Origin of the sequence: Streptomyces sp. NBC_01267, assembly GCF_036241575.1 — a bacterium.
In the GTDB taxonomy this organism is placed as follows: Bacteria; Actinomycetota; Actinomycetes; order Streptomycetales; family Streptomycetaceae; genus Streptomyces.
Genome location: NZ_CP108455.1, coordinates 4,486,369 through 4,506,833 on the forward strand (window position 1 = coordinate 4,486,369; position 20,465 = coordinate 4,506,833).

A 20,465-nucleotide genomic window follows, 5' to 3' on the forward strand; every position below is an offset into this window, starting at 1 on the left:
TTCGAAGAGGTAACTGAGGATGACTGTGTACGGATCTTTCCCCGGCGCCCGTCCGCGGCGGCTGCGCACCACCCCCGCGATGCGGCGCATGGTCGCCGAGACGCGGGTGCACCCCTCCGACCTGATCCTTCCCGCGTTCGTACGGGAGGGCATCAGCGAGCCGGTGCCGATCACCGCGATGCCGGGCGTCGTCCAGCACACCCGTGACACCCTGCGGAAGGCGGCCGTCGACGCCGTCTCCGCGGGCGTGGCCGGGATCATGCTCTTCGGCGTCCCCGAGGACAGCAAGAAGGACGCCATAGGGACGGCGGGGACGGACCCCGAGGGCATCCTGCAGCTCGCCCTGCGCGACGTGCGCGCCGAGGTCGGCGACGACCTCGTGATCATGTCGGACCTGTGCCTGGACGAGTACACCGACCACGGCCACTGCGGGGTGCTGGACGATGCGGGCCGGGTCGACAACGACGCGACGCTGGAGCGGTACGCGGAGATGGCCCAGGTCCAGGCCGACGCGGGCGCCCATGTGGTGGGCCCCAGCGGCATGATGGACGGTCAGGTCGGTGTGATCCGCGATGCGCTGGACACGATCGACAAGGAGGACGTGTCGATCCTCGCCTACACCGTGAAGTACTCGTCCGCCTTCTTCGGCCCGTTCCGTGAGGCCGTCGGTTCCTCGCTGCAGGGGGACCGCAAGACGTACCAGCAGGACCCGGCGAACGCACGCGAGTCGATGCGCGAGCTGGAGCTGGACCTCGCCGAGGGCGCCGACATGGTGATGGTCAAGCCTGCGGGACCGTACCTGGACATCCTGGCGAAGGTCGCGGAGTCGGTGGACGTGCCGGTGGCCGCGTACCAGATCAGTGGTGAGTACTCGATGGTCGAGGCCGCCGCGGAGAAGGGCTGGATCGACCGGGACGCGGCGATCCTGGAGACCCTGACCGGTATCAAGCGCGCGGGCGCGAACATGATCCTGACGTACTGGGCGACGGAGGTCGCGGGCCGGCTCTGAGCCGCGGGCGTCCCGGATCGTTCGGGACGTGCTCCCGGATCGCTCCGGGACAGTCTCGGAAGTGCTCTGGTACCGCTCCGGAACAGCCCCGGAACAGCCCCGGAAACGTCAACGGGCCCGCACGTCGTCCGCCTCACCGAGGGCGGGGCGTGCGGGCCCGTTCCCGTCGGTACGGCGCACCGCTCTGCCGGAGTGGCGCACCGCCACCTCTCACCACACTGCGTTGTCGCTGGAATACAGTGCGTGACGAACGGCCGGGACGATCACGGCCCCTGACGGCACGGAGTTGCCCTCATGCGACGTATCACCAGCAAGCTCAGCGCCCTCGCGGCGGTCGCGCTGCTCGCCTTCACGACCACCTCGGCCGCCCGCGCCGACGACCAGGGCAACGCGACCCATGTCGAGGTGGCCCCGGCGTACTTCAAGATGCAGGACATCCGCCACGACAGCTTCGTCATCAAGCTCACGGACCCCGTCAGGATCGCGGACGCCCGGGAGATCGTCCGGAGCGGAAGCCGCAAGATCGTCATCGGCCGGATCGTGAAGAGCCGTGCGGACTACAACGCGCAGTGGTCCTACCACTACAACCCCGACTCGGTCACCTTCGCCGATGCGGCGATGGAGGTGTGCGACTCCACGATCAGCTTCACCGAGGGGCACCTCGACCAGGCGGGCGGCGGCCCCTTCCTGCCCGGTCTGTACTGGTGCCCCTGGACGGGACGCCTGACCGAAGAGGTTGCCGGACGGTAGTCACGCCGGGACCACGGGATCACGGGACCACAGGACTACGGGACCAACTGACCACGGGACCACGCACCCACAGCACTGAGCGCCACAGCCGATGTTCCCCCGCCGGCTGCGGCGCTCCGTGCTGTGTGCGGGCCTGTGGCCGTGGTCAGTTGGTGAAGTAGAAGTACTTCCAGGCGCCGTTGGTCGTCGAGTTGACCGTGTCGCCCGACGAACTGTTCACGTACGACGACCGCATGCGCATCTTGTACCCGGTCGTGTGCGTCCCGGCCAGCTGCACCGCGGACTTCCCGTTGGAGGCGAGCTTGAAGTACTGCGAGCCCCCGGAGCGCCACTTGCCCTGGGCGTAGACCTCCAGGGTGAGCTTCTGCGCGCGGTTCTTGTACGCGGTCATGGTGGTCGTGAAGAGCGGGTTCGTCTTCTTGTGGAAGTACGCGTACGACGTCGAGCCGATCCTGGCCGTCCGGTACTGGCGGGACACCGAGGTGGAGATCTTCACCTGGGCGTACGCCGTCGACTTGACGGTCTTCGACGCGTACCGGGCGTCGCCCGTGAACACGGCGCTGACCGCGGTGTCGCGGGTCATCGCGACGGTGACCGACAGGTCGCCCTTCGCGTTGACCTTGCCCGTCTTCACCAGCTTCTTCGGCTTGTCCGCGCCGAACGGGTCCGACCAGAGCTGGACCGTCCGGTTCTTGTACGTGGAGCCGAGGTGGGCGGTGAAGGAGACCTTGGTGTTGTACGCGTAGAGCTTGCCGTTGCGGTTCAGGGTCAGCGTGGGCGTGGCCCGCGAGACGGCGACCGAGGCCGAGCCCGAGGCCGCCGTGTGCGTGGCGTCGCCCGCGTACGACACCTTGTAGGTGACCTTGCCGCCCGCGGGCGGGGTGTCGGCGAAGGAGAACGCGCCGCCCGCGCCGAGCTTCTTCGTACCGAGCGACTTGCCGCCCGGTGAGTCGACATCGGTCCGGGTGACGGTCACCGGAGTCCCGGACGGGAGCGGAACGGTGCCCTTGACCGTGAGGGACCTGGCGCGGGTGGCCTTGGCGGGGGCGGTGACGGTCACCTTCGGCGCCGACTTGCCCGGCTCGGCCAGTACGCGCAGGGAGAAGGCGTTCGCACTGTTCTCGGAGACCGCGAACAGTCGGCTGCTGTCCGGCGCCCAGGCCAGGCCACCCTTCACCAGGAGGTCCGAGCCGCTGCTCGTCCCGGTGTTGGGGAAGTCGTACTCCCGGACCGGCTTGCCCGCGCCGGGGCTGAAGATGTGGACGTCCGGCTCGTACGAGGAGTCGGTGCCCGCGGCGACCGTGCCGTTGGGCGCGATGGCCACGGCGTTCGGGTACGAGGTGGTGGTGTACTGGCCGACCTTGGAGAGGTCCGTGGTGGAGAAGACCGGGTGGTAGTACGGGGAGCCGCTCGCCGTGACGAGTTGGCCGCCGTCCGGGGTGAGTGCCAGGTCGGACAGGTTCTCGCTGTCGCTCGGGTTCCAACTCGCCTTGCGCAGAGTGGTCTTGCCGTCGGCCACCGAGTACACGGCCAGCGTCGCCGGACTCATGCCCGGCTCCCCGACGGCCAGTACGTCGGGCGCTCCCGGTGCCGAGGCCAGCAGCGGTGAGTAGTACCAGGACTGGCCGTCGTCCTGCGCGAGCGTGACGACCGGCTCGTCCCCGGAGAGGTCCAGCGAGCCGATGTGACCCGAGTAGTCGGCCTGGTAGCCGAACCAGAGCGTGCTGCCGGTGCGCGCCAGATGGCGGGGATTGTCCGCCCCGGGCAGTGCGTAACTCCGGGTCTCCGTGGGCTTCTCGGTGTTCACGGAGACGATGGCGTCCTGGTCCGCCACGGCCGCGTACACCTGGCCGGAGTCGGCGGACAGCTCCAGCCCGGTCACCCCGGGCAGCCCGGCGAGGGTCGTGACGACCGTGCCCGCGTAATCGGTGACGACGATCTTGCCGCTCGTCGGGTCACTGATGAAGACGTGCTGGTGGACCCCATCCACCAGCACGTCGCCGACGGACTTCACCGGCAGGAGCTTGCTGGAATCGGCTGCGGCCGACCCTGCCGCGCCCGTGATGAGCGCGACGGAACTGAACAGGACCGCGAGCGCTGTCGCGGCCGGAAGAGTGCGCGTACGCACGATAGTGGCCCCCCACTTGAGAGCCGCCCCGTCGAGTGGGGGCGGTGATCGCAGATTAGGGCATGCGACTGACAGGGGGCACACAGTTTCGGGGCGCCCCCACTTCGTCGTGGATGCCGAGTCGAGCCAACTGTGGCGGTTCGAACCGCCCCTCGATCTCGGGCGACCGACGGCGGCGGCAGCTCTCGACCGGCCGTCCGTGCTGCGGGCCGGTCGTTCAGCTTTTGCCGCGCCTCGTGGGGCGTGGTGTCGGACCTCACCGATACGGTCGTTCCGTGAGGCCTTCGGGGGCGTGCACTGTCAAAGGGTTCGTCCCGACTGAGCCGAAGTCGGTCCCGGCTGTGTCGGTCGGTCCTATGCGAACGCCTTGAGCTGGTCGTTCAGCGGGGCGCCGGTCAGCCGGTTGGCGAAGGTGGAGAGGGTGTACGTGCTGATACCGAGGACGATCTCCAGGGCGTTCCGGGCCGTGTAGCCGTGGTCGAGGAACTGCTGGACGCGCGCGTCGGCGACGCCTCCGGCGGTGGCGAGCACCTCCAGGGTGAAGAGGCGAAGTTCCTCCAACTTCGCATCGGGCAGCGACTGCTGGGCGCGCAGGGCCGCGATGAGGGCGGGGTCGGCCTGCATCGCCGTGAGCTTCTGGGTGTGCATGGCCACGCAGAACTCGCACGCGTTGCGGGCGGCGATGGTGAGGATCAGGGTCTCGCGGTCCAGCTGGTCGAGCGTGGTCGACTCGAAGAGGGCGCTGAGCTTGAGGAAGCCTTCGAGGGCTTGGGGCGAGGTGGCCAGCAGGGCCACGGGTGACGGGAGGAAGCCGAGCCGGTCGGTGGTCGCCTGCAGGGCGCGGCGGGAGGCGGCGGGGGCGGACTCGATGGTGTGGTGCGGGAACATGGCGGGCCTTTCGGGGTCGGGCTAAACTCGACAACGTGATTGACGAAAATGCGATGGACGAAAACGTAAACCAGGTTGTCGAGTTTTGCAATGTCTGAGGCCGGGGCGGGGGCCAGCGCTGGGGCCGACGGGCGCGGGTTCGAGCTGCCGATGCTGCTGTTCGCCGGGTTCCGCTCGATGATCGACGCCCTGCATGCGCGGCTGGCCGACGAGGGGCACCCGGACGTACGGCCCGCGTACGGCTTCGCGATGCAGGCGATCGGGCTGCGCGGCGCGACGGCCAGCGAGGTGGGGCGGCGGCTCGGCGTCTCCAAGCAGGCGGCGGGCAAGACCGTGGAACGGCTGGAGGCGCTGGGCTACGCCGAGCGCGCCGCCGACCCCGCCGACGGCCGCCGCAAGCTGGTGCTGCTCACGCCGCGCGGGGTGGAGGTGCTGGTGCGGTCGGGGCAGATCTTCGACGAGCTGTACGCGCAGTGGGCCCAGGTGCTGGGCGCGGAACGGCTCGCCGGGATGGAGGCGGACCTGCGGGCCGTGGTCCCCGGCTCCGCGTCCGGGGGCGGCTTCCGGGTGGATGTGGCCGGGTGGTTCGGCGGGTAGGAGGGCGCTTGGTGGCCCGGGAGCCGTTGACCTGCGGTCCACGGAGCCGGGGCCGTCGGCGATACGGTCCGGGCGGCGAAATCCGCCCGCCCGGGGGTCGACTCGCCTCTACCCTCGCTCCTCGTGGACGCGGACGATCACCCGCTGAACGTGGTTGATGTCGAAGCGACTTGTGGCGTCAGGCGATCGGTATCTTGGCGCCGTCCGTGATCGTCCGCAGGAGGACGCTCGTGTACTGGTCGGGCGCCATCTTCCCGGTGAAGTGGGTGAACGCCGGGGGGCGCTTCGAGCGCAGGCCCCAGTTGGGGTGGAACGACAGGTGGGCGTCGCTGAACGCGGCCCGGTCGGTGCGGTAGTTCTTGAGGACGAGAAATCCCGGTAGGACGGGGTCGTGGTCCGGGGACGTGGATATCGTCGCGGGGAAGGCGCCGCCGTCGATTCCGCTGTCGAAGGCGGAGCACCTGGGCGTGGTGCCGTCGGTCCATTCGAGCTGCGCCTCGGCGGTCTTGAGCGTCCGGTCGCGGCTGGATTCGAGTTGGAGCGAGATCTCGGGAAGGATGTGCGCGCCCAGGCCGGTCAGGGTGACGGTCAGGGGAAGCACCGTGTCGCGCTTCGGGTCGATCTTGGTGCAGGCGGATCCCAGGACCGCGACTTCCGACGTGTTGATGGCCCCGACGGTGTCGGTGGTGACCGGTCCCGACAGCAGCCCGGCGCGGGCCGGCCGCAGCGCGGCCGTGCGGAGGGTGATCCCGTACTCCAGTCCGTCCTGCTCGGCGATGTGCACGCTCGCCTTGTGCGGCAGGGAGAGGACGCGTGACGCGTCGATGGACGGGGATTCCGAGGGCGAAGGGGAGGGCGAGGCCGGGGGCGACGCGGAGAAGGGGGCGGGCGTGCTGGTCGTGGCGCCGTCGGAGGCGGCGGACGTGGGCGCCTTCCGGCACCCGGTGGCCGTACCGGCGACAACCGCGGTCAGCGCGCATGCGAGCGCCAACGAGGTGAACGAGCTCAACCGCATGACGAATCCCCCAGCCTCGGTGGTGCCCCGAGCTGCCCCGGTCCTGCCGGGCCACCCCAAGTGGCGAGCTTACAAAGGGACTTGACCGGACACCACCACGGAATTCCGCCGTGCCGTCAGTCCCACCAGAACGACCACGCGGGCTGTCCGAGCACGACCTTCTCCGCGTAGGCCTGGATCGACCTGTGGGCGCTCTGGGTGAGGTTGTCCGGGCAGAACGCGAAGTGCTCGGCGGCGACCGCCTCGGCCTCTTCCTGTGTGGTCGGCGGGGATGCCACCGAGACGAACAGTTCGTCGAAGGTGAGGCCCACGACCCGTATCCCGAACCGGTCCTCCCAGGAGCGAAGCACCGAACTGATCGCCGCCACGTCGTGCTCGTGGTTGACGGGCCCCGACCAGCCGATGGCGGCCGGTATGTCCGCGCTGCGGCGGGCCGGTACGAGGGCGGCGCGGACGCTCATCACCCCGGCCAGCTGCGCGGCGGTTTCGGCGGCCCGCTCGTCGGGGTCGACTCCCGGCACGGAGGCGGGTGCGGGGGCGAGTCCCGGCCATTCGGCGCCGAACGGGGCGAGCAGCTGGGGCTCGGTGGGGTCGGGCTCCCAGAGGCCCGCGAGGACTTCCTCGGCGTCGTGGTCGCCGGGGTAGGTCGTGTGGTCCGGGTCCAGCTCCCAGTCCTCCGGCAGCTCGTCCCGGTGGCCGCCGCCTATCAGCAGCGGCTGGAGCCCGGAACTCATCCGGTGGGGCAGGAGCTGCCGCCAGGTGTCGGCGGTCGCGGCGCCGTCGGCGTACCAGAGCAGGGGCTCGTGCCATGAGCCGTCGGCCGTGGTGTCGACCAGTGTGCCGGGCGGGAGCGCGCGTACCAGGGACGGGAGTTGATTAGGAAGCGTGGCCATGAAGTGACAGTACGTGGGGCCACTGACAACGCAGCAGCGTTGCCCGGTCATCGGGCGAACAGCGGTCGGCCGACTGCATCGTTGGCCGACCGCTGTTCGCCCGATGACAGAGGTTGATTACTGGAGAGCGGACTCCTCGCTCGACTGCCAGTAGGTGACCATCGAGCTGTCGCTGAGGGCGAGTCCGGCGGCGCCGGGCGCCGTCACCGTGGTCTGGCCGTCTATCGGGCCCATGTCCCTGCCGTGCAGGCTGATGGTGAGGGTCTTCTCGCGGTGCGTGTGGGCGCCACTCGGGAGGGCGATGGCGGCGTACGCGGACTGGCCCGGCGCGAGGGTGACCACCGCCTGGGGCTTGCTGTCCTCGTTGGCTCCGATGGCCGCCTGCGCTCCGGGGTAGCCCACGGTCGGGAAGCCGTAGATGTCGCAACGGCCACCGGAGGCGTTGACGGCCTTGATGAGGATGACCGGCAGGGTGCCGCCCGTCTCGACCAGTGCGATCTTGGTGTCGTCGGTGGTGCAGGTGGCGTCGCCCTTGCCCGAGGACGATCCGGACGTACCGCCCTTGCCCGAGGACGATCCGGACGTACCGCCGGTGTTCCCGGACGTCCCCGAGGTGCCGGAGGAGCCCGAGCCCTGCGCGGAGGAACCGGACTTGCCGCCCGTGGACGCGGACGTGTCGCTCTCCTTGCCCGACGACGACGAGGACGAGGCCGACGAGTCGGACGACGAGGAGTCGGCACTCGTGCTCGTGCTCGGGGAGTCGGCGGCGTCGTTTCCGGTCGGACCGCAGGCCGCGGTGGCGAGCACGGTCGCTCCGGCGACGGCGAGGAAGGTGAGGGCGCGGCGGGTACGGCGGATACGCATGGAAGATCCCTAACTGGATTCGGTGCTCAAGGCCAACGGTCGGTACGGCAGTGCGCCGGACGGTTACCAGACGAGTGCGTCGGCCGCGGTGGCCTGCCACCAGGTGACGGCGGCGGAGTCGTCGACCCAGGTCTTCTTGGGCACCGCGGGGAAGGCCGTGGAACCGACCGAACCGGCCATGTCGCGGCCCTGGAAGTTCAGGGACATCTCCTTGGCCCAGTGGCCGCCTTCTGCCCCGTCACCCGCGGAGGTGCGGACACCGGCGTACGCCGACTGGCCGGGCTTCAGCGTGACGACGGCCTGCGGCCGGCTCTCGTCCAGGGTCCAGACGGCCGCCTGCGGGTGGTCGAAGCCGATGAGCGGGGTGCCGTAGGCGTAGCAGGGGGTCTTGCCCTTGTTGGTGGTCTTGATCAGCACGTGGTTGATGGGGCGGCTGACCGTCGAGAGCGTGGTCTTGGTGTTGGCAGGGGTGCAGGTCACGGTCTTGGCGGCCTTCGCCTTGGCCGGTGTGGCAGCGGCGGCGCTGGTCGACAGGCCGGTGAGGGCGAGTACGGCGACCAGGCCGGCGGCGGCTGCGGTGGTGATGCGGGTGCGGCGGGTGTTCATGTTCATGGTGACTGTTCTCCCCGTAGGTGATGCGTCTGTGGGTGCGGGCGGGTCTGTGCAGGTGCGTCTGTGCAGGTGCGTCTGTGCGTCTGTGCGTCCGTGCAGGTGTGCGTCTGTGCAGGTGTGTCTGTGTGGTCAGAGGTGCGTGATGAGGGCGACGACCGTGGTGACGGACGCGGCCACTACGCCGAGGGCCAGCCCGTCCACGAGGTCCAGCCCCCAGCGGTTGCTGAGTCCGTGGCATCCGTGCCGGAAGCGGTTGAACACGAACTCAGCTTGTCGGGCGGCTTGTTCCGGCCGCAATCGTTCCCGGCCCATTGGGGACGCTGGAACGCCAACGCGTACTGTGACCTGGGGGGATGGAACGCCCCTGGAACGCTTGCCTGGAACGCCAGTCCGGGACGCGGGACGCGGGACGAGGGGGGAACGGTGGCTGTGGGCTCGGAGACCGAGGAATTTGCCGCGCTGCTCCGGAAGCTGAAGGAACGCTCCGGACGCAGCTACGGAGTCCTCGCGGGGAAACTCCACATGAGTACGTCCACGGTGCACCGGTACTGCAACGGCGACGCCGTCCCGGCCGAGTACGCGCCGGTCGAGCGGTTCGCGCGGCTGTGTTCGGCGACCCCGGACGAGCTGATGGATCTGCACCGGCGGTGGCTGCTGGCCGACGCGGCGAGGCGGCGGCCCAAGGACACGGCGGTGCCGCAGGCAGCGGCTCCGGAAGCAGCGGTGCCGGAGACCGTGGTCCTCGACGCGGCCGTCCGGGAAGCGGTGCTCGCGGACGCGATGGTTCCGGAGGCGGTCGTTCCGGACGCCCTGGAGTCGGATGTCCAGGCAGCGAACGTCCTGGCATCGGGCGTCCTGCCGTCGGACGTCCTGCCGTCGGACGTTCTGGCATCGGACATTCAGGCGTCGGACGTCATCGCGTCAGGACTTCCCGCCTCCGGGCCGGACCGGGGGCGGCGCCCGGGGCGCAGGAACACCCGTCTCTGGCTGATCGGTGCCGCCGTGGTCGCTGTCGTCGCCGTGGCGGTACCCGTCGCGCTGGCGCTGCGCCCCGACGGAACGTCCGGCACCGGCTCCGACACGGTGGCACTTCCGGCGGCCCCGTCTGGTGAGTCCCCGTCCGTGAGCCCGTCGCCGCGGCCGTCCGGCTCGCTGTCCCCTTCCCCCTCCCCTTCCCGTTCCGTGTCGTCCGGCGGCACGGCTGCCCGTCCCTCCAGTACCACGGGTGACCTGGGCGCGGACGGCGACAGCATCCCCGCGGTACCGCTGAGCGTGAACGTGCGGCCGTACATCTGGGACAACCCGTGCAGCCAGTCGTATCTGATCGACCGGTCGGCCTCGAAGGTTCCGCCGCCCCCGGCCGAACAGGACGCCAAGGGCTGGGCGAACGTGCTGGGCGCGGTGTCCGCCGGGGGCGCGCGGATCGAGCTGTCCGTGCAGGGGAAATCGACGGACGCGGTGGTGCTGCAGGCCCTGCACGTACGGATGGTGGGCCGTCACGCGCCGCTCGGCTGGGCCTCGTACGCGATGGGCAACGGCTGCGGCGGCGAGATGACCCCGGCCGCGTTCGACGTGAACCTCGACGCGGGGACGCCGGTCAGCAGGGCGGTCGCCGGAGTGCAGGGCGACCAGAAGATCCCGGCCACCGACTTCCCGTACAGGGTGTCGTCGACCGACCCCCAGGTGCTGGAGATCAACGCCCACACCACGGCTCATGACGTCAGCTGGTACCTGGAACTCCAGTGGAGCAGCGGCAACCGGCACGGGACGGTCCGGATCGACGACAACGGCAAGCCGTTCCGCGCCAGCGGTGCGCCGGGTCAGCCGCAGTACATCTACCCGCCGGGCAGCGACGCCTGGCAACCGGCCGCACCGCAGTAACCACGCGGGTGGCCGGTCCCCAGGGGTCCCTGAATCCGGAGCCGGGCGCCCACAGGCATCAGATGCCTGAAGAGGCCGGATGCCTACGGGCGCCGGATGCCTACAGGCGCTCGGGCGTCCGGATGCCCAGCAGGTTCATGCCCTGGTGGAGCGTGCGGGCGGTGAGCGCGCAGAGGAAGAGGCGGTTCTCGACGTGCGCCGGGGTCTCGGCCTTGAGGACCGGGCACTCGGCGTAGAACGTCGTGTACTGCGAGGCCAGTTGGTAGAGGTACGCGGCCAGCTTGTGCGGCGCGTACTCGGACGCGACCTCGGACAGGGTCTCCGCGAACCGGTCCAGGTGCAGCCCCAGCGCCCGCTCGGCCGGAGCCAGTTCCAGCTCGGGACGGGCGGTCGGGTGCACGTCCCCTGCCTTGCGCAGGATCGACTGGATACGGGCGTACGCGTACTGGAGGTACACGCTGGTGTCGCCGTTCAGCGACACCATCTGGTCCAGGTCGAACTTGTAGTCGCGGCTCGCGGACGTGGACAGGTCCGCGTACTTCACCGCGCCGATGCCGACCTGGGCGCCGCGCTCGGCGATCTCCTCCTCGGTGAGGTCGAGCGCCTTCTCGCGCACGACCGCCGACGCGCGCTCGGTCGCCTCGTCGAGGAGGTCCTCCAGCCGCACCGTCTCGCCCTCACGGGTCTTGAACGGCTTGCCGTCCTTGCCGAGGACCGTGCCGAAGGCCAGCTGGAGGGCCTTGACCTCGCTGCCGTCGGCGGTGGTCAGCCAGCCCGCCCGGCGGGCCGTCTCGAAGACCATCTTGAAGTGCAGGGCCTGCCGGACATCCACCACGTACAGCAGGGTGTCGGCCTTGAGGTCGTGGACGCGGTTGCGGATCGCGGAGAGGTCGGTGGCCGCGTAGCCGAAGCCGCCGTTCGTCTTCTTGACGATCAGCGGGACCGGGTTGCCGTCCGGGCCCTTCACGTCGTCGAAGAAGACGCACAGCGCACCCTCGGAGCGGACCGCGACGCCGGACTCCTCCAGGAGGCGGCAGGTCTCTTCGAGCATGTCGTTGTAGCCGGACTCGCCGACGATGTCCGGGTCGTCGATCTCCATGTCCAGCTTGTTGAAGACCGAGTAGAAGTAGATCTTCGACTGGTCGACGAACCGCTGCCACAGGGCGCGCGTCTCGGGGTCCCCGGACTGCAGGTCGACGACCCGGTTCCGCGCGCGGTCCTTGAACTGCTCGTCGGAGTCGAAGAGCGCCCGCGAGGCCTTGTAGATCCGGTTGAGGGCGGCCATCGCGGCCTCGCCGTCGATGTCCTCGCCCTCGCGGCCCAGCTCGTCCGGGTGCTCGATCAGGTACTGGATGAGCATCCCGTACTGGGTGCCCCAGTCCCCGATGTGGTGACGGCGGACCACGGTCTCGCCCTCGAACTCCATGATCTTGGCCATTGCGTCGCCGATCACGGCGGACCGCAGGTGCCCGACGTGCATCTCCTTGGCCACGTTCGGCTGGGCGTAGTCGATGACGGTGGTGCCCGGGTGCGCGGCGTACGGCACACCGAGGCGGGCGTCGGCGGCGCGGGCGGCCAGGGTCTCGGTGATCGCCCGGTCGGTCAGCGTGATGTTGAGGAAGCCGGGGCCCGAGACCTCGATGTCCTTGATCAGGTCATTGGCCGGGATCGCGGCGGTGACGGTGGCCGCCAGCTCGCGCGGGTTGCCCTTGAGCTTCTTCGCCAGGGCCAGGATCCCGTTGGCCTGGAAGTCGGCCCGGTCACTTCGGCGCAGCAGCGGGTCCGCGGAACCGGCATCCGGCAGCGCTGCCGTCAGGGCGTCCGCGAGGTGCTGCTGGAGCGTCGAAGCGAGGGAATTGACCGAGACTGGCTCAGGCATGGGGCCGGCTGCCGTTTCCGTAGGGGTACAAGGGATCACCGCAAGTATCCCACGGCCCGTAAAGCCGTTTTCGCTCTGCTGCGGGGACCTGGGACAATGGCTTTCGCCCCTGCATGAACATGAAGGCGTACGAGGAAGAAGGACGTGCCGATCGTGGCTCAGAGCACCGAGACCGACTGGGTCTCCCGTTTCGCGGACGATGTCATCGCCGAATCGGAGCGCCGTGCCGAGGGCGCGAAACTCTCTGGCGCTGCCGACTCCGGCACCCCGGCGATCGTCGTCGCGTCCGGACTCTCTCCTTCCGGCCCGATCCACCTGGGCAATCTGCGCGAGGTCATGACCCCGCACCTGGTCGCGGACGAGATCCGGCGGCGCGGGTACGAGGTGCGGCACCTGATCTCGTGGGACGACTACGACCGGTACCGCAAGGTGCCGAACGGCGTCCCCGGCATCGACGAGTCCTGGGCCGAGCACATCGGCAAGCCGCTCACCTCGGTGCCCGCCCCGGCCGGGTCCGCGTACCCGAACTGGGCCGAGCACTTCAAGGCCGCCATGGTCGCCGCGCTGGCCGAGCTGGGGGTGGAGTTCGACCCGATCAGCCAGACCGAGCAGTACCTGGCGGGCACCTACCGCGAGCAGATCCTGCACGCGATGAAGCACCGCGCCGACATCGACGCGATCCTCGACAGATACCGCACGAAGAAGGACCCCGCCGCGGAGGGCACGGGCGGCGGCAAGAAGCAGGGCCAGAAGCAGAGCCAGAAGCCGGTCGACGAGGCCGAGCTGGAAGCCGCCGCCGGGTCCGGCGCGGCGGCCGAGGACGACGGCAGCGGCGCGGGGACGGCGTACTACCCGTACAAGCCGTACTGCGGCTCCTGCGAGAAGGACCTGACGACGGTCACGGCGTACGACGACGAGACCACCTCGCTCTCGTACACCTGCAACAACTGCGGGCACTCCGAGACCGTGCTGCTGAGCGAGTTCAACCGCGGCAAGCTGGTCTGGAAGGTCGACTGGCCGATGCGCTGGGCCTTCGAGGGTGTCGTCTTCGAGCCGAGCGGGGTCGACCACTCCTCGCCCGGGTCGTCGTTCGTCGTCGGCGGGCAGATCGTGCGCGAGGTCTTCGGCGGTGTGCAGCCGATCGGCCCGATGTACGCGTTCGTCGGCATCAGCGGCATGGCGAAGATGTCGTCGTCGAAGGGCGGGGTGCCGACCCCGGCCGACGCGCTGAAGATCATGGAGGCGCCGCTGCTGCGCTGGCTGTACGCGCGGCGCAGGCCCAACCAGTCGTTCAAGATCGCCTTCGACCAGGAGATCCAGCGCCTCTACGACGAGTGGGACTCGCTGGAGAAGAAGGTCGCCGACGGTACGGTGCTGCCCGCCGACGCGGCGGCGCACTCCCGGGCGACCCGCACGGCCGCCGGTGAACTGCCGCGTACAGCACGGCCGTTGTCGTACCGGACGCTCGCCTCGGTGGCCGACATCACGGCCGGGGCGCAGGAGCAGACGCTGCGCATCCTCAGCGAGCTGGACCCGGCGAACCCGATCACCTCGCTCGACGAGGTACGGCCCCGGCTGGACCGCGCCGAGAACTGGATCACCACCCAGGTCCCGGCCGAGCAGCGCACGCTGGTGCGGGACGAGCCGGACACCGGGACGCTGGCCGGACTCTCCGACCAGGACCGGGAGTCGCTGCGGCTGCTCCTGGACGGGCTGGACTCGCACTGGTCGCTGGACGGGCTGACGGCGCTGGTCTACGGCGTACCGAAGATCCAGGCGGGCTTCGACGTGGACGCCAAGCCGACGCCGGAGATGAAGGTCGCCCAGCGGACGTTCTTCGCGCTGCTGTACCAGCTGCTGGTGGGGCGTGACACCGGACCGCGGCTGCCCACGCTGCTGCTCGCGGTCGGTGCGGACCGGGTGCGGAAGCTGCTCGGGGCCTGACGGATCGCGGATACGGATTACGGATTCACGGCGGAGGGCCGCCGCCCGGGAGGTGTTCCGGGCGGCGGCCCTCCGGCGTTCCCGACCGGCCGGTCCGACGGCCGGTCGCGGGTCACGCGATGTGTTCCGCGTCCAGCTCGTTGTTGTACCGGATCTGGAAGCGGTTGATGTAGGCGCGCATCGAACTGTCGCTGAGCGTGTCGCCGTTGCGGCCCGTGACGCCGTACAGGTCCTTGAGGTAGCGGCCGAACTGACGCGGGGTCGGCGACTCGTTGTTCTCGCTTATGTACTTGCGGAAGGCCGTGAAGTACGCGTCCTCGCGGGACACGTCCTCCGGCAGACCGGCGGTCTCCGGTCCCACCGCGTCGGACAGCGCCTCCGGCTGCTGCTCCGGGCGCGGTCCGGGGAGCGTGCCGCCGAGGGGGCGGGAGCGGACGGGGCGTTCCACGGGCGCCGGACCGTCGGCGGCCTCGTGGTCCTGGGCGGCCTCGTCCGGGTGGGGGCCGTCCTGCGGATCGGCGGGGTACTGCGGGTCGTGCTGCTCGGCGTACCGGTCCTGCTCGTACCGGCCCTGCTCGTACTGCTCCTGGGCGTACAGCTCCTGCGCGTACTGCTGCTCCCGCTCGTACTGCTGCTCGTAGGTCGGTTCGTACGTCGGGTCGTAGCTGCCCGCGTACGCCTCCTGCGAGATCTGCGGCGCGAACCAGGGGTTCTCGTGCGGGGCCTGCTGCTCGGCATGCTCCGTCTGGTCCTGGTCCTGCGGCTGTTGCTGCTCGTGCTGCTCGTACTGCTGGGCCTGCTCCTGCTCCTGGCCCTGTGTCTGTTCCTGGGGCGGCGCGGCCGGGCCGGTGGCAAGGGCGGCCGGAGCCGGAGCGACCGCGGCAACGGCCCCGACCGTCGCGGGCGCGGCCTCCAGCGCGGGGGCCGGGGGCAGCAGCACGGGCTCGATGCCCGCCGCCGCGAGGCCGGACGGGGCCGTCTCCGAGAGCGGGACCCCGTACTTCGCCAGCCGGAGCGGCATCAGGGACTCGATCGGGGCCTTGCGCCGCCAGCCCCGGCCGAACCGGGCCTGGAGACGGGCCTGGTAGATCAGCCGGTCCTGTTCGAGCCTGATGACCTCGTCGTACCGGCGCAGCTCCCACAGCTTCATCCGGCGCCAGAGCCGGAACGTGGGGATCGGCGACAGCAGCCAGCGGGTGAGGCGTACGCCCTCCATGTGCTTGTCGGCGGTGATGTCGGCGATCCGGCCCACCGCGTGGCGGGCCGCCTCGACGCAGACCACGAACAGGATCGGGATCACCGCGTGCATGCCGGTGCCGAGCGGGTCGGGCCAGGCCGCGGCGCCGTTGAAGGCGATCGTCGCGGCCGTCAGCAGCCAGGCCGCCTGGCGCAGCAGCGGGAACGGGATGCGGATCCAGGTCAGCAGCAGGTCCAGCGCGAGCAGCACACAGATTCCGGCGTCGATGCCGATCGGGAAGACGGTCGAGAAGCTGCCGAAGCCCTTCTTCTCGGCGAGTTCGCGCACGGCCGCGTAGGAACCCGTGAAACCGATCCCCGCGATGATCACCGCGCCCGCGACCACCACCGCGATCAGTATCCGGTGCGTGCGTGTCAACTGCATCGCGGCCACCCGCGGTCCCCTCCCGATGTCGGTATCTGGCGGGCACAGCCTGGCACATGTGTGCGGACGGCGTTGCGTGGGTACGCCCGGAGCCCGGCCTCCGAGGGAGGACCGGGCTCCGTGTGACGGGCTGTTCGCAGTGTGGTGACTGCTGATCCGCCGTTGTCCGTGACCGCTGTTCGCTGCCGCTGCGCGCTACTTGTTGGCGGTGGCGACCGACGCCACGGCCTCCTTGGCCGCGGTCTGCGCGCCCTTCGTCATGTCGTCGGCGGACGGGGACTTGGCGCCCTCGAAACCGGCGCCGTTGTGGTTCACGGTGGTGACGACGTTCTCCGAACGGGTGATGACGACGGCGTACACGAAGTCCGCGTCCGTCTTGCGCTGGCCGTAGGTGACCGTGGTGGCCTCCTGGCCGATGCCGGAGGTGGTCACGGTCTTGACGTTCTTCGCGCCGTCCGTCGCCTTGGCGTCGGCGACCGCCTTGGTGTACTGCTCCCCGGCGCGGTCGGCGCCGCTGCCGAGGACGGTGTCGGAGTCGTACCGCAGATACGAGACGGAGAGCCAGCGGTACTGCGAGCCCTTCGTGCCCTTGCTCTCCAGGCCGTTCCAGGAACAGCCGGCGCGGGCGGCCAGGTCGCTGGACTTCACCTCGGTGCCGGCCTTGTCCTTCGCCTTGGGCACCAGGTCGGAGACGGTCTTCGACGAGAGCGACTTGCAGGCGTCCGGGAGCTTCGCGTACGCCGCCTTCGCGACGGTCGGGGAGGCCGGGGCGCTGGGCGAGGGAGAAGTGGAGCTGGAGCTCTTCTTGCTGCCGGAACCGGAGTCCGAGGAGCAGCCGGCGACGACGAGCATCACCGGGACGGCTGCACAGGCGAGAAGGCGGGTGAGTCGCGTGGCTGATCGGTGCATGGTTCCTTCGCTCATGTGTCGTACGGGTCGTACGGTCCGGGGCGCCACGGTACGCGGGGGCCACCGGACGGCGGACTATTCGCTGATCTGCTCGGCGAGTTTGTGGGCCATGGACCGGGTCATCTCCTGGAGGCCCTGGATGTCGGGGAGCGCGGCCCGGTCGGTGGGCGTTTCGCTGTACTCGACGGTGACGAGGACGTTCGACGCGCGGAAGACGACCCGGACGGTGTGCTGCGGGGTGCCCGCGTCCGGCTTGGCCGGGATGTCGTCGAGGAAGGCGGCGCTGCCGAGCCCGTCGAGCGTCCTGGGCCGGAGGTCCGCGGGGGTACCGCCGTCGCCGTCGCCGTCGCCGCCCTGCGCGCCGTCCGGGGGCGTCGAGTTGGGCGTGGCCTGTACGGAGACCGACGCGGCGGTCTGCCGCTGCTCGAACAGTGCCTTGGCGCGGTCGTCGTCGCTGACCGCTGTGTCGTAGCTGACGACGCGTTCCATCGAGATCCGCAGCCGGTGCGCCTCGGTGGGCGAGTCGCCCTTCCAACGGCAGCCGACGCGCCGGTCGGTGTCGAAGGTGGGTTCCGGTGTGCCGGCGTACGCCTTCTCCTGCTGTTCTTTCGGCAGATCGGCGATCTCCGGGAACATGGTCTTCAGCACGCCCTGGTCGGCCGTCCGGCACGGCTCACGCAGGGTGAGGTACTTGCCGGGGGCTGCGGCGGGAATGGTCTCGCCGGGCTTCGAGTCGGCGGTGGAGCCGTCGGCCCCGGAACCACTCGTGCAGCCCGTGACCAGCGCTGCGAGCAGCACCAAGCCGGGTACGTAAGCCCTTCGCTGCACTGTCCGAGGCTCCCTTCGGAACGGAAAACGGATACCGCCCGATGGCGGTGGCCGGACACAATGTCTATCGCACGCACTGGTGTACATGCCGGTCCGCTGTCGCTTTCGCGGACCTTGGTGCGGTTTTTTCACTTGCAGAGATTTCTGCATTTTCGGGGGAAAGAGGAGTTATGTCGTACGTAGAGATTCCTGGTGCGAAGGTTCCCATCCGGATGTGGGCCGACCCGGCCTCGGTCGAGGAGGGCGCGCTGCAGCAGTTGCGGAACGTCGCCACACTGCCCTGGATCAAGGGCCTCGCCGTGATGCCGGACGTGCACTACGGCAAGGGCGCGACGGTCGGCTCGGTGATCGCGATGCAGGGGGCGGTCTGCCCGGCCGCGGTCGGGGTGGACATCGGCTGCGGGATGTCGGCGGTGAAGACCTCACTGACGGCGAACGACCTCCCGGGGGATCTGTCGCGGCTGCGCACCAAGATCGAGCAGGCGATTCCGGTGGGCCGCGGGATGCACGACGACCCGGTGGACCCCGGCCGGATGCACGGGTTCCCGACAGCGGGCTGGGACGACTTCTGGGCGCGGTTCGACGGGGTGGCGGAGGCGGTCAAGTTCCGTCAGGGCAGGGCCACGAAGCAGATGGGGTCGCTCGGTTCCGGCAACCACATGATCGAGGTCTGCCTGGACGACGACGGTGCCGTGTGGCTGATGCTGCACTCCGGGTCCCGGAACATCGGCAAGGAACTGGCCGAGCACCACATCGGGATCGCCCAGAAACTGCCGCACAACCAGGGCCTGGTCGACCGGGACCTGGCGGTCTTCGTCTCGGACACCCCGCAGATGGCCGACTACCGGAACGACCTGTACTGGGCCCAGGAGTACGCCAAGTACAACCGCGCCATCATGATGGGGCTCCTCAAGGACGTGATCCGCAAGGAGTTCAAGAAGGCCCGGGTCACCTTCGACCAGGAGATCAGCTGCCACCACAACTACGTGGCGGAGGAGCGGTACGAGGGGGCGGACCTGCTCGTCACCCGCAAGGGCGCGATCCGGGCGGGCTCCGGTGAGTACGGGATCATCCCCGGCTCGATGGGCACCAGTTCGTACATCGTGAAGGGCCTGGGCAACGCGAAGGCGTTCAACTCCGCTTCGCACGGCGCCGGTCGGCGGATGAGCCGGGGCGCCGCCAAGCGCCGCTTCACCACGCAGGACCTGGCGGACCAGACCCGGGGCGTGGAGTGCCGCAAGGACTCCGGCGTGCTGGACGAGATCCCGGCGGCGTACAAGCCGATCGAGCAGGTCATGGAGCAGCAGCGGGACCTGGTCGAGGTCGTGGCCAGGATCAAGCAGGTGGTGTGCGTGAAGGGCTGACGGCGCCGCGGCCGTCGGCCCGGGGTGCGCCCGGACCGGGTCACAGCTCCCGGTGGACCTTGGTGTTGGAGGCCTGGGCGCGGGGGCGGACCACCAGGAGGTCGATGTTGACATGGCTCGGGCGGGTGACGGTCCAGGTGATGGACTCCGCCACGTCGTCGGCGGTCAGCGGCTCGGCCACGCCCGCGTAGACCTTGGCGGCCTTCTCCTTGTCGCCGCCGAAGCGGGTCGTGGCGAACTCCTCGGTCCTGACCATCCCGGGGGCGATCTCGATCACCCGTACCGGCTGCCCGACGATCTCCAGCCGGAGGGTCTCGGCGAGGACGCGGGCGCCGTTCTTCGCGGCCACGTAGCCCGCGCCGCCCTCGTAGGCCCCGTGGCCCGCGGTGGAGGAGACGACGACCACGGTGCCGTCCCCGCTCGCGACCAGGGCGGGGAGCAGCGTCTGGGTGAGATTGAGGGTGCCGATGACGTTCGTCTCGTACATCTGACGCCAGTCCGCGGGGTCACCGGTGGCGACCGGGTCGGCTCCGAGCGCGCCGCCGGCGTTGTTCACCAGGACGCCGATCGTGGGGAACGCGGTGGCGAAGGCCTCGACGGCCGGGCGGTCCGTGACGTCCAGGGGGTACGCGGTGGCCTGGTGCCCCGCGGCGTTGATCTCGGCCGCCAGCGCTTCGATGCGGTCCTTGCGGCGCGCGGTGAGCACGACCCGGTATCCGGCGGCTGCCAGGTGCCGTGCGGTGGCGGCACCGATGCCGCTGCTCGCTCCGGTGACGACGGCGATGCGGTTGGTGGCTGCGGGCGCGGCGGTCATGGCGGGTGCTCCTCGGGCGTGCGGTCGGCTCACATCGGACTTCGGGGCTTCGGGGCTTCGGGATCTCCGGGGTCAGGATATGCGGCACGCGCGGGCCGTCCGGGGCGGGATCAGCGCCCGCGCGGTCCGTACACGATCACGGCCATCCCGGCCAGGCAGATCAGTGCGCCCGTGATGTCCCAGCGGTCGGGGCGGTAGCCGTCGGCGACCACGCCCCAGACGATGGAACCGGCCACGAAGACCCCTCCGTAGGCGGCGAGGACCCGGCCGAACTCGCCGTCGGGCTGGAGCGTCGCGACGAAGCCGTAGATGCCGAGCGCGATGATGCCGCCGCCGATCCAGATCCAGCCCCGGTGCTCCCGTACGCCCTGCCAGACGAGCCAGGCGCCGCCGATCTCGAAGAGCGCGGCGAGGACGAAGAGGGCGGCGGAGCGGGCGATCAGCATGGGCGACAGCGTGACACGGACGG

At 70.1% G+C, this 20,465-nt stretch carries 19 protein-coding genes; 6 read left to right on the top strand and 13 right to left on the bottom strand.

The window, feature by feature from the left end:
- The first annotated feature begins 19 nt into the window (after nt 1–19).
- Both hemB and OG709_RS20625 read left to right on the top strand, forming a co-directional pair.
- Nucleotides 20–1,009 (top strand): porphobilinogen synthase, encoded by a 990-nt coding sequence (gene hemB, locus OG709_RS20620; protein WP_250298907.1) that lies wholly within the window; start codon nt 20–22, stop codon nt 1,007–1,009.
- 294 nt (nt 1,010–1,303) lie between these two features.
- A complete protein-coding gene (locus OG709_RS20625) occupies nt 1,304–1,759 on the top strand; it encodes a BP74-related protein (RefSeq protein WP_250298909.1) in 456 nt (151 codons plus the stop codon).
- Nucleotides 1,760–1,904: 145 nt separating this feature from the next.
- Here OG709_RS20625 and OG709_RS20630 read toward each other — a convergent pair whose 3' ends face one another.
- Together OG709_RS20630 and OG709_RS20635 are read right to left on the bottom strand one after the other, a co-directional pair.
- On the bottom strand, nt 1,905–3,887 hold the full coding sequence (locus tag OG709_RS20630) for an Ig-like domain repeat protein (RefSeq protein WP_329167351.1): 1,983 nt from the start codon (nt 3,885–3,887) through the stop codon (nt 1,905–1,907).
- Nucleotides 3,888–4,241: 354 nt separating this feature from the next.
- Nucleotides 4,242–4,775 carry a carboxymuconolactone decarboxylase family protein gene (locus OG709_RS20635; protein WP_250298912.1) on the bottom strand — a complete coding sequence of 178 codons (534 nt, stop codon included), beginning with the start codon at nt 4,773–4,775 and terminating at the stop codon, nt 4,242–4,244.
- A gap of 90 nt (nt 4,776–4,865) precedes the next feature.
- On the opposite strand from OG709_RS20635, the gene OG709_RS20640 reads away from it, so the two are divergent.
- Entirely contained in the window at nt 4,866–5,372 is a 507-nt protein-coding gene (locus OG709_RS20640) for a MarR family winged helix-turn-helix transcriptional regulator (RefSeq protein WP_266641499.1), read from the top strand.
- Between the two features lie 178 nt (nt 5,373–5,550).
- On the opposite strand, the gene OG709_RS20645 is transcribed toward OG709_RS20640, so the two are convergent.
- The 5 genes from OG709_RS20645 to OG709_RS20665 all read right to left on the bottom strand — a co-directional run bounded on the left by OG709_RS20645 (nt 5,551) and on the right by OG709_RS20665 (nt 9,017).
- Complete coding sequence (locus OG709_RS20645) at nt 5,551–6,387, bottom strand: hypothetical protein (protein ID WP_329167354.1); 837 nt, start codon at nt 6,385–6,387, stop codon at nt 5,551–5,553.
- 116 nt (nt 6,388–6,503) lie between these two features.
- Nucleotides 6,504–7,280, bottom strand: a complete 777-nt coding sequence (locus OG709_RS20650; RefSeq protein WP_266641497.1) for a DUF4253 domain-containing protein — start codon at nt 7,278–7,280, stop codon at nt 6,504–6,506.
- A 117-nt stretch (nt 7,281–7,397) separates the two neighbouring features.
- Nucleotides 7,398–8,144 (bottom strand): DUF4232 domain-containing protein, encoded by a 747-nt coding sequence (locus OG709_RS20655; RefSeq protein ID WP_250298919.1) that lies wholly within the window; start codon nt 8,142–8,144, stop codon nt 7,398–7,400.
- Nucleotides 8,145–8,207: 63 nt separating this feature from the next.
- The gene (locus OG709_RS20660) at nt 8,208–8,756 is read right to left on the bottom strand and encodes a DUF4232 domain-containing protein (protein WP_250298920.1); all 549 of its coding nucleotides are present in this window, start codon (nt 8,754–8,756) and stop codon (nt 8,208–8,210) included.
- Between the two features lie 129 nt (nt 8,757–8,885).
- Nucleotides 8,886–9,017, bottom strand: a complete 132-nt coding sequence (locus OG709_RS20665; RefSeq protein WP_266641494.1) for a hypothetical protein — start codon at nt 9,015–9,017, stop codon at nt 8,886–8,888.
- A gap of 162 nt (nt 9,018–9,179) precedes the next feature.
- On the opposite strand from OG709_RS20665, the gene OG709_RS20670 reads away from it, so the two are divergent.
- The gene (locus tag OG709_RS20670) at nt 9,180–10,637 is read left to right on the top strand and encodes a helix-turn-helix domain-containing protein (RefSeq protein WP_329167360.1); all 1,458 of its coding nucleotides are present in this window, start codon (nt 9,180–9,182) and stop codon (nt 10,635–10,637) included.
- A 100-nt stretch (nt 10,638–10,737) separates the two neighbouring features.
- On the opposite strand, the gene argS is transcribed toward OG709_RS20670, so the two are convergent.
- Nucleotides 10,738–12,516: an arginine--tRNA ligase gene (gene argS / locus OG709_RS20675; RefSeq protein WP_250298924.1), complete on the bottom strand. Its 1,779-nt coding sequence runs from the start codon at nt 12,514–12,516 to the stop codon at nt 10,738–10,740.
- Between the two features lie 144 nt (nt 12,517–12,660).
- On the opposite strand from argS, the gene lysS reads away from it, so the two are divergent.
- Nucleotides 12,661–14,460, top strand: a complete 1,800-nt coding sequence (lysS, locus tag OG709_RS20680) for a lysine--tRNA ligase (protein WP_250298926.1) — start codon at nt 12,661–12,663, stop codon at nt 14,458–14,460.
- Nucleotides 14,461–14,572: 112 nt separating this feature from the next.
- On the opposite strand, the gene OG709_RS20685 is transcribed toward lysS, so the two are convergent.
- From OG709_RS20685 to OG709_RS20695, 3 genes are all read right to left on the bottom strand, one after another.
- A complete protein-coding gene (locus tag OG709_RS20685) occupies nt 14,573–16,081 on the bottom strand; it encodes a DUF2637 domain-containing protein (RefSeq protein WP_250298927.1) in 1,509 nt (502 codons plus the stop codon).
- Nucleotides 16,082–16,276: 195 nt separating this feature from the next.
- Complete coding sequence (locus tag OG709_RS20690) at nt 16,277–16,990, bottom strand: DUF3558 domain-containing protein (protein WP_250298928.1); 714 nt, start codon at nt 16,988–16,990, stop codon at nt 16,277–16,279.
- A 75-nt stretch (nt 16,991–17,065) separates the two neighbouring features.
- Nucleotides 17,066–17,818, bottom strand: a complete 753-nt coding sequence (locus OG709_RS20695) for a DUF3558 domain-containing protein (protein ID WP_329167364.1) — start codon at nt 17,816–17,818, stop codon at nt 17,066–17,068.
- 170 nt (nt 17,819–17,988) lie between these two features.
- Between OG709_RS20695 and OG709_RS20700 the strand changes: the two genes are divergently transcribed.
- Nucleotides 17,989–19,182 (top strand): RtcB family protein, encoded by a 1,194-nt coding sequence (locus tag OG709_RS20700; protein WP_250298932.1) that lies wholly within the window; start codon nt 17,989–17,991, stop codon nt 19,180–19,182.
- 40 nt (nt 19,183–19,222) lie between these two features.
- Here the strand turns inward: OG709_RS20700 and OG709_RS20705 are convergent, their stop codons facing one another.
- Together OG709_RS20705 and OG709_RS20710 are read right to left on the bottom strand one after the other, a co-directional pair.
- Nucleotides 19,223–19,996 (bottom strand): SDR family NAD(P)-dependent oxidoreductase, encoded by a 774-nt coding sequence (locus OG709_RS20705; protein ID WP_250298939.1) that lies wholly within the window; start codon nt 19,994–19,996, stop codon nt 19,223–19,225.
- Between the two features lie 110 nt (nt 19,997–20,106).
- The gene (locus tag OG709_RS20710) at nt 20,107–20,442 is read right to left on the bottom strand and encodes a YnfA family protein (protein WP_250298941.1); all 336 of its coding nucleotides are present in this window, start codon (nt 20,440–20,442) and stop codon (nt 20,107–20,109) included.
- Between the last annotated feature and the right edge of the window lie 23 nt (nt 20,443–20,465).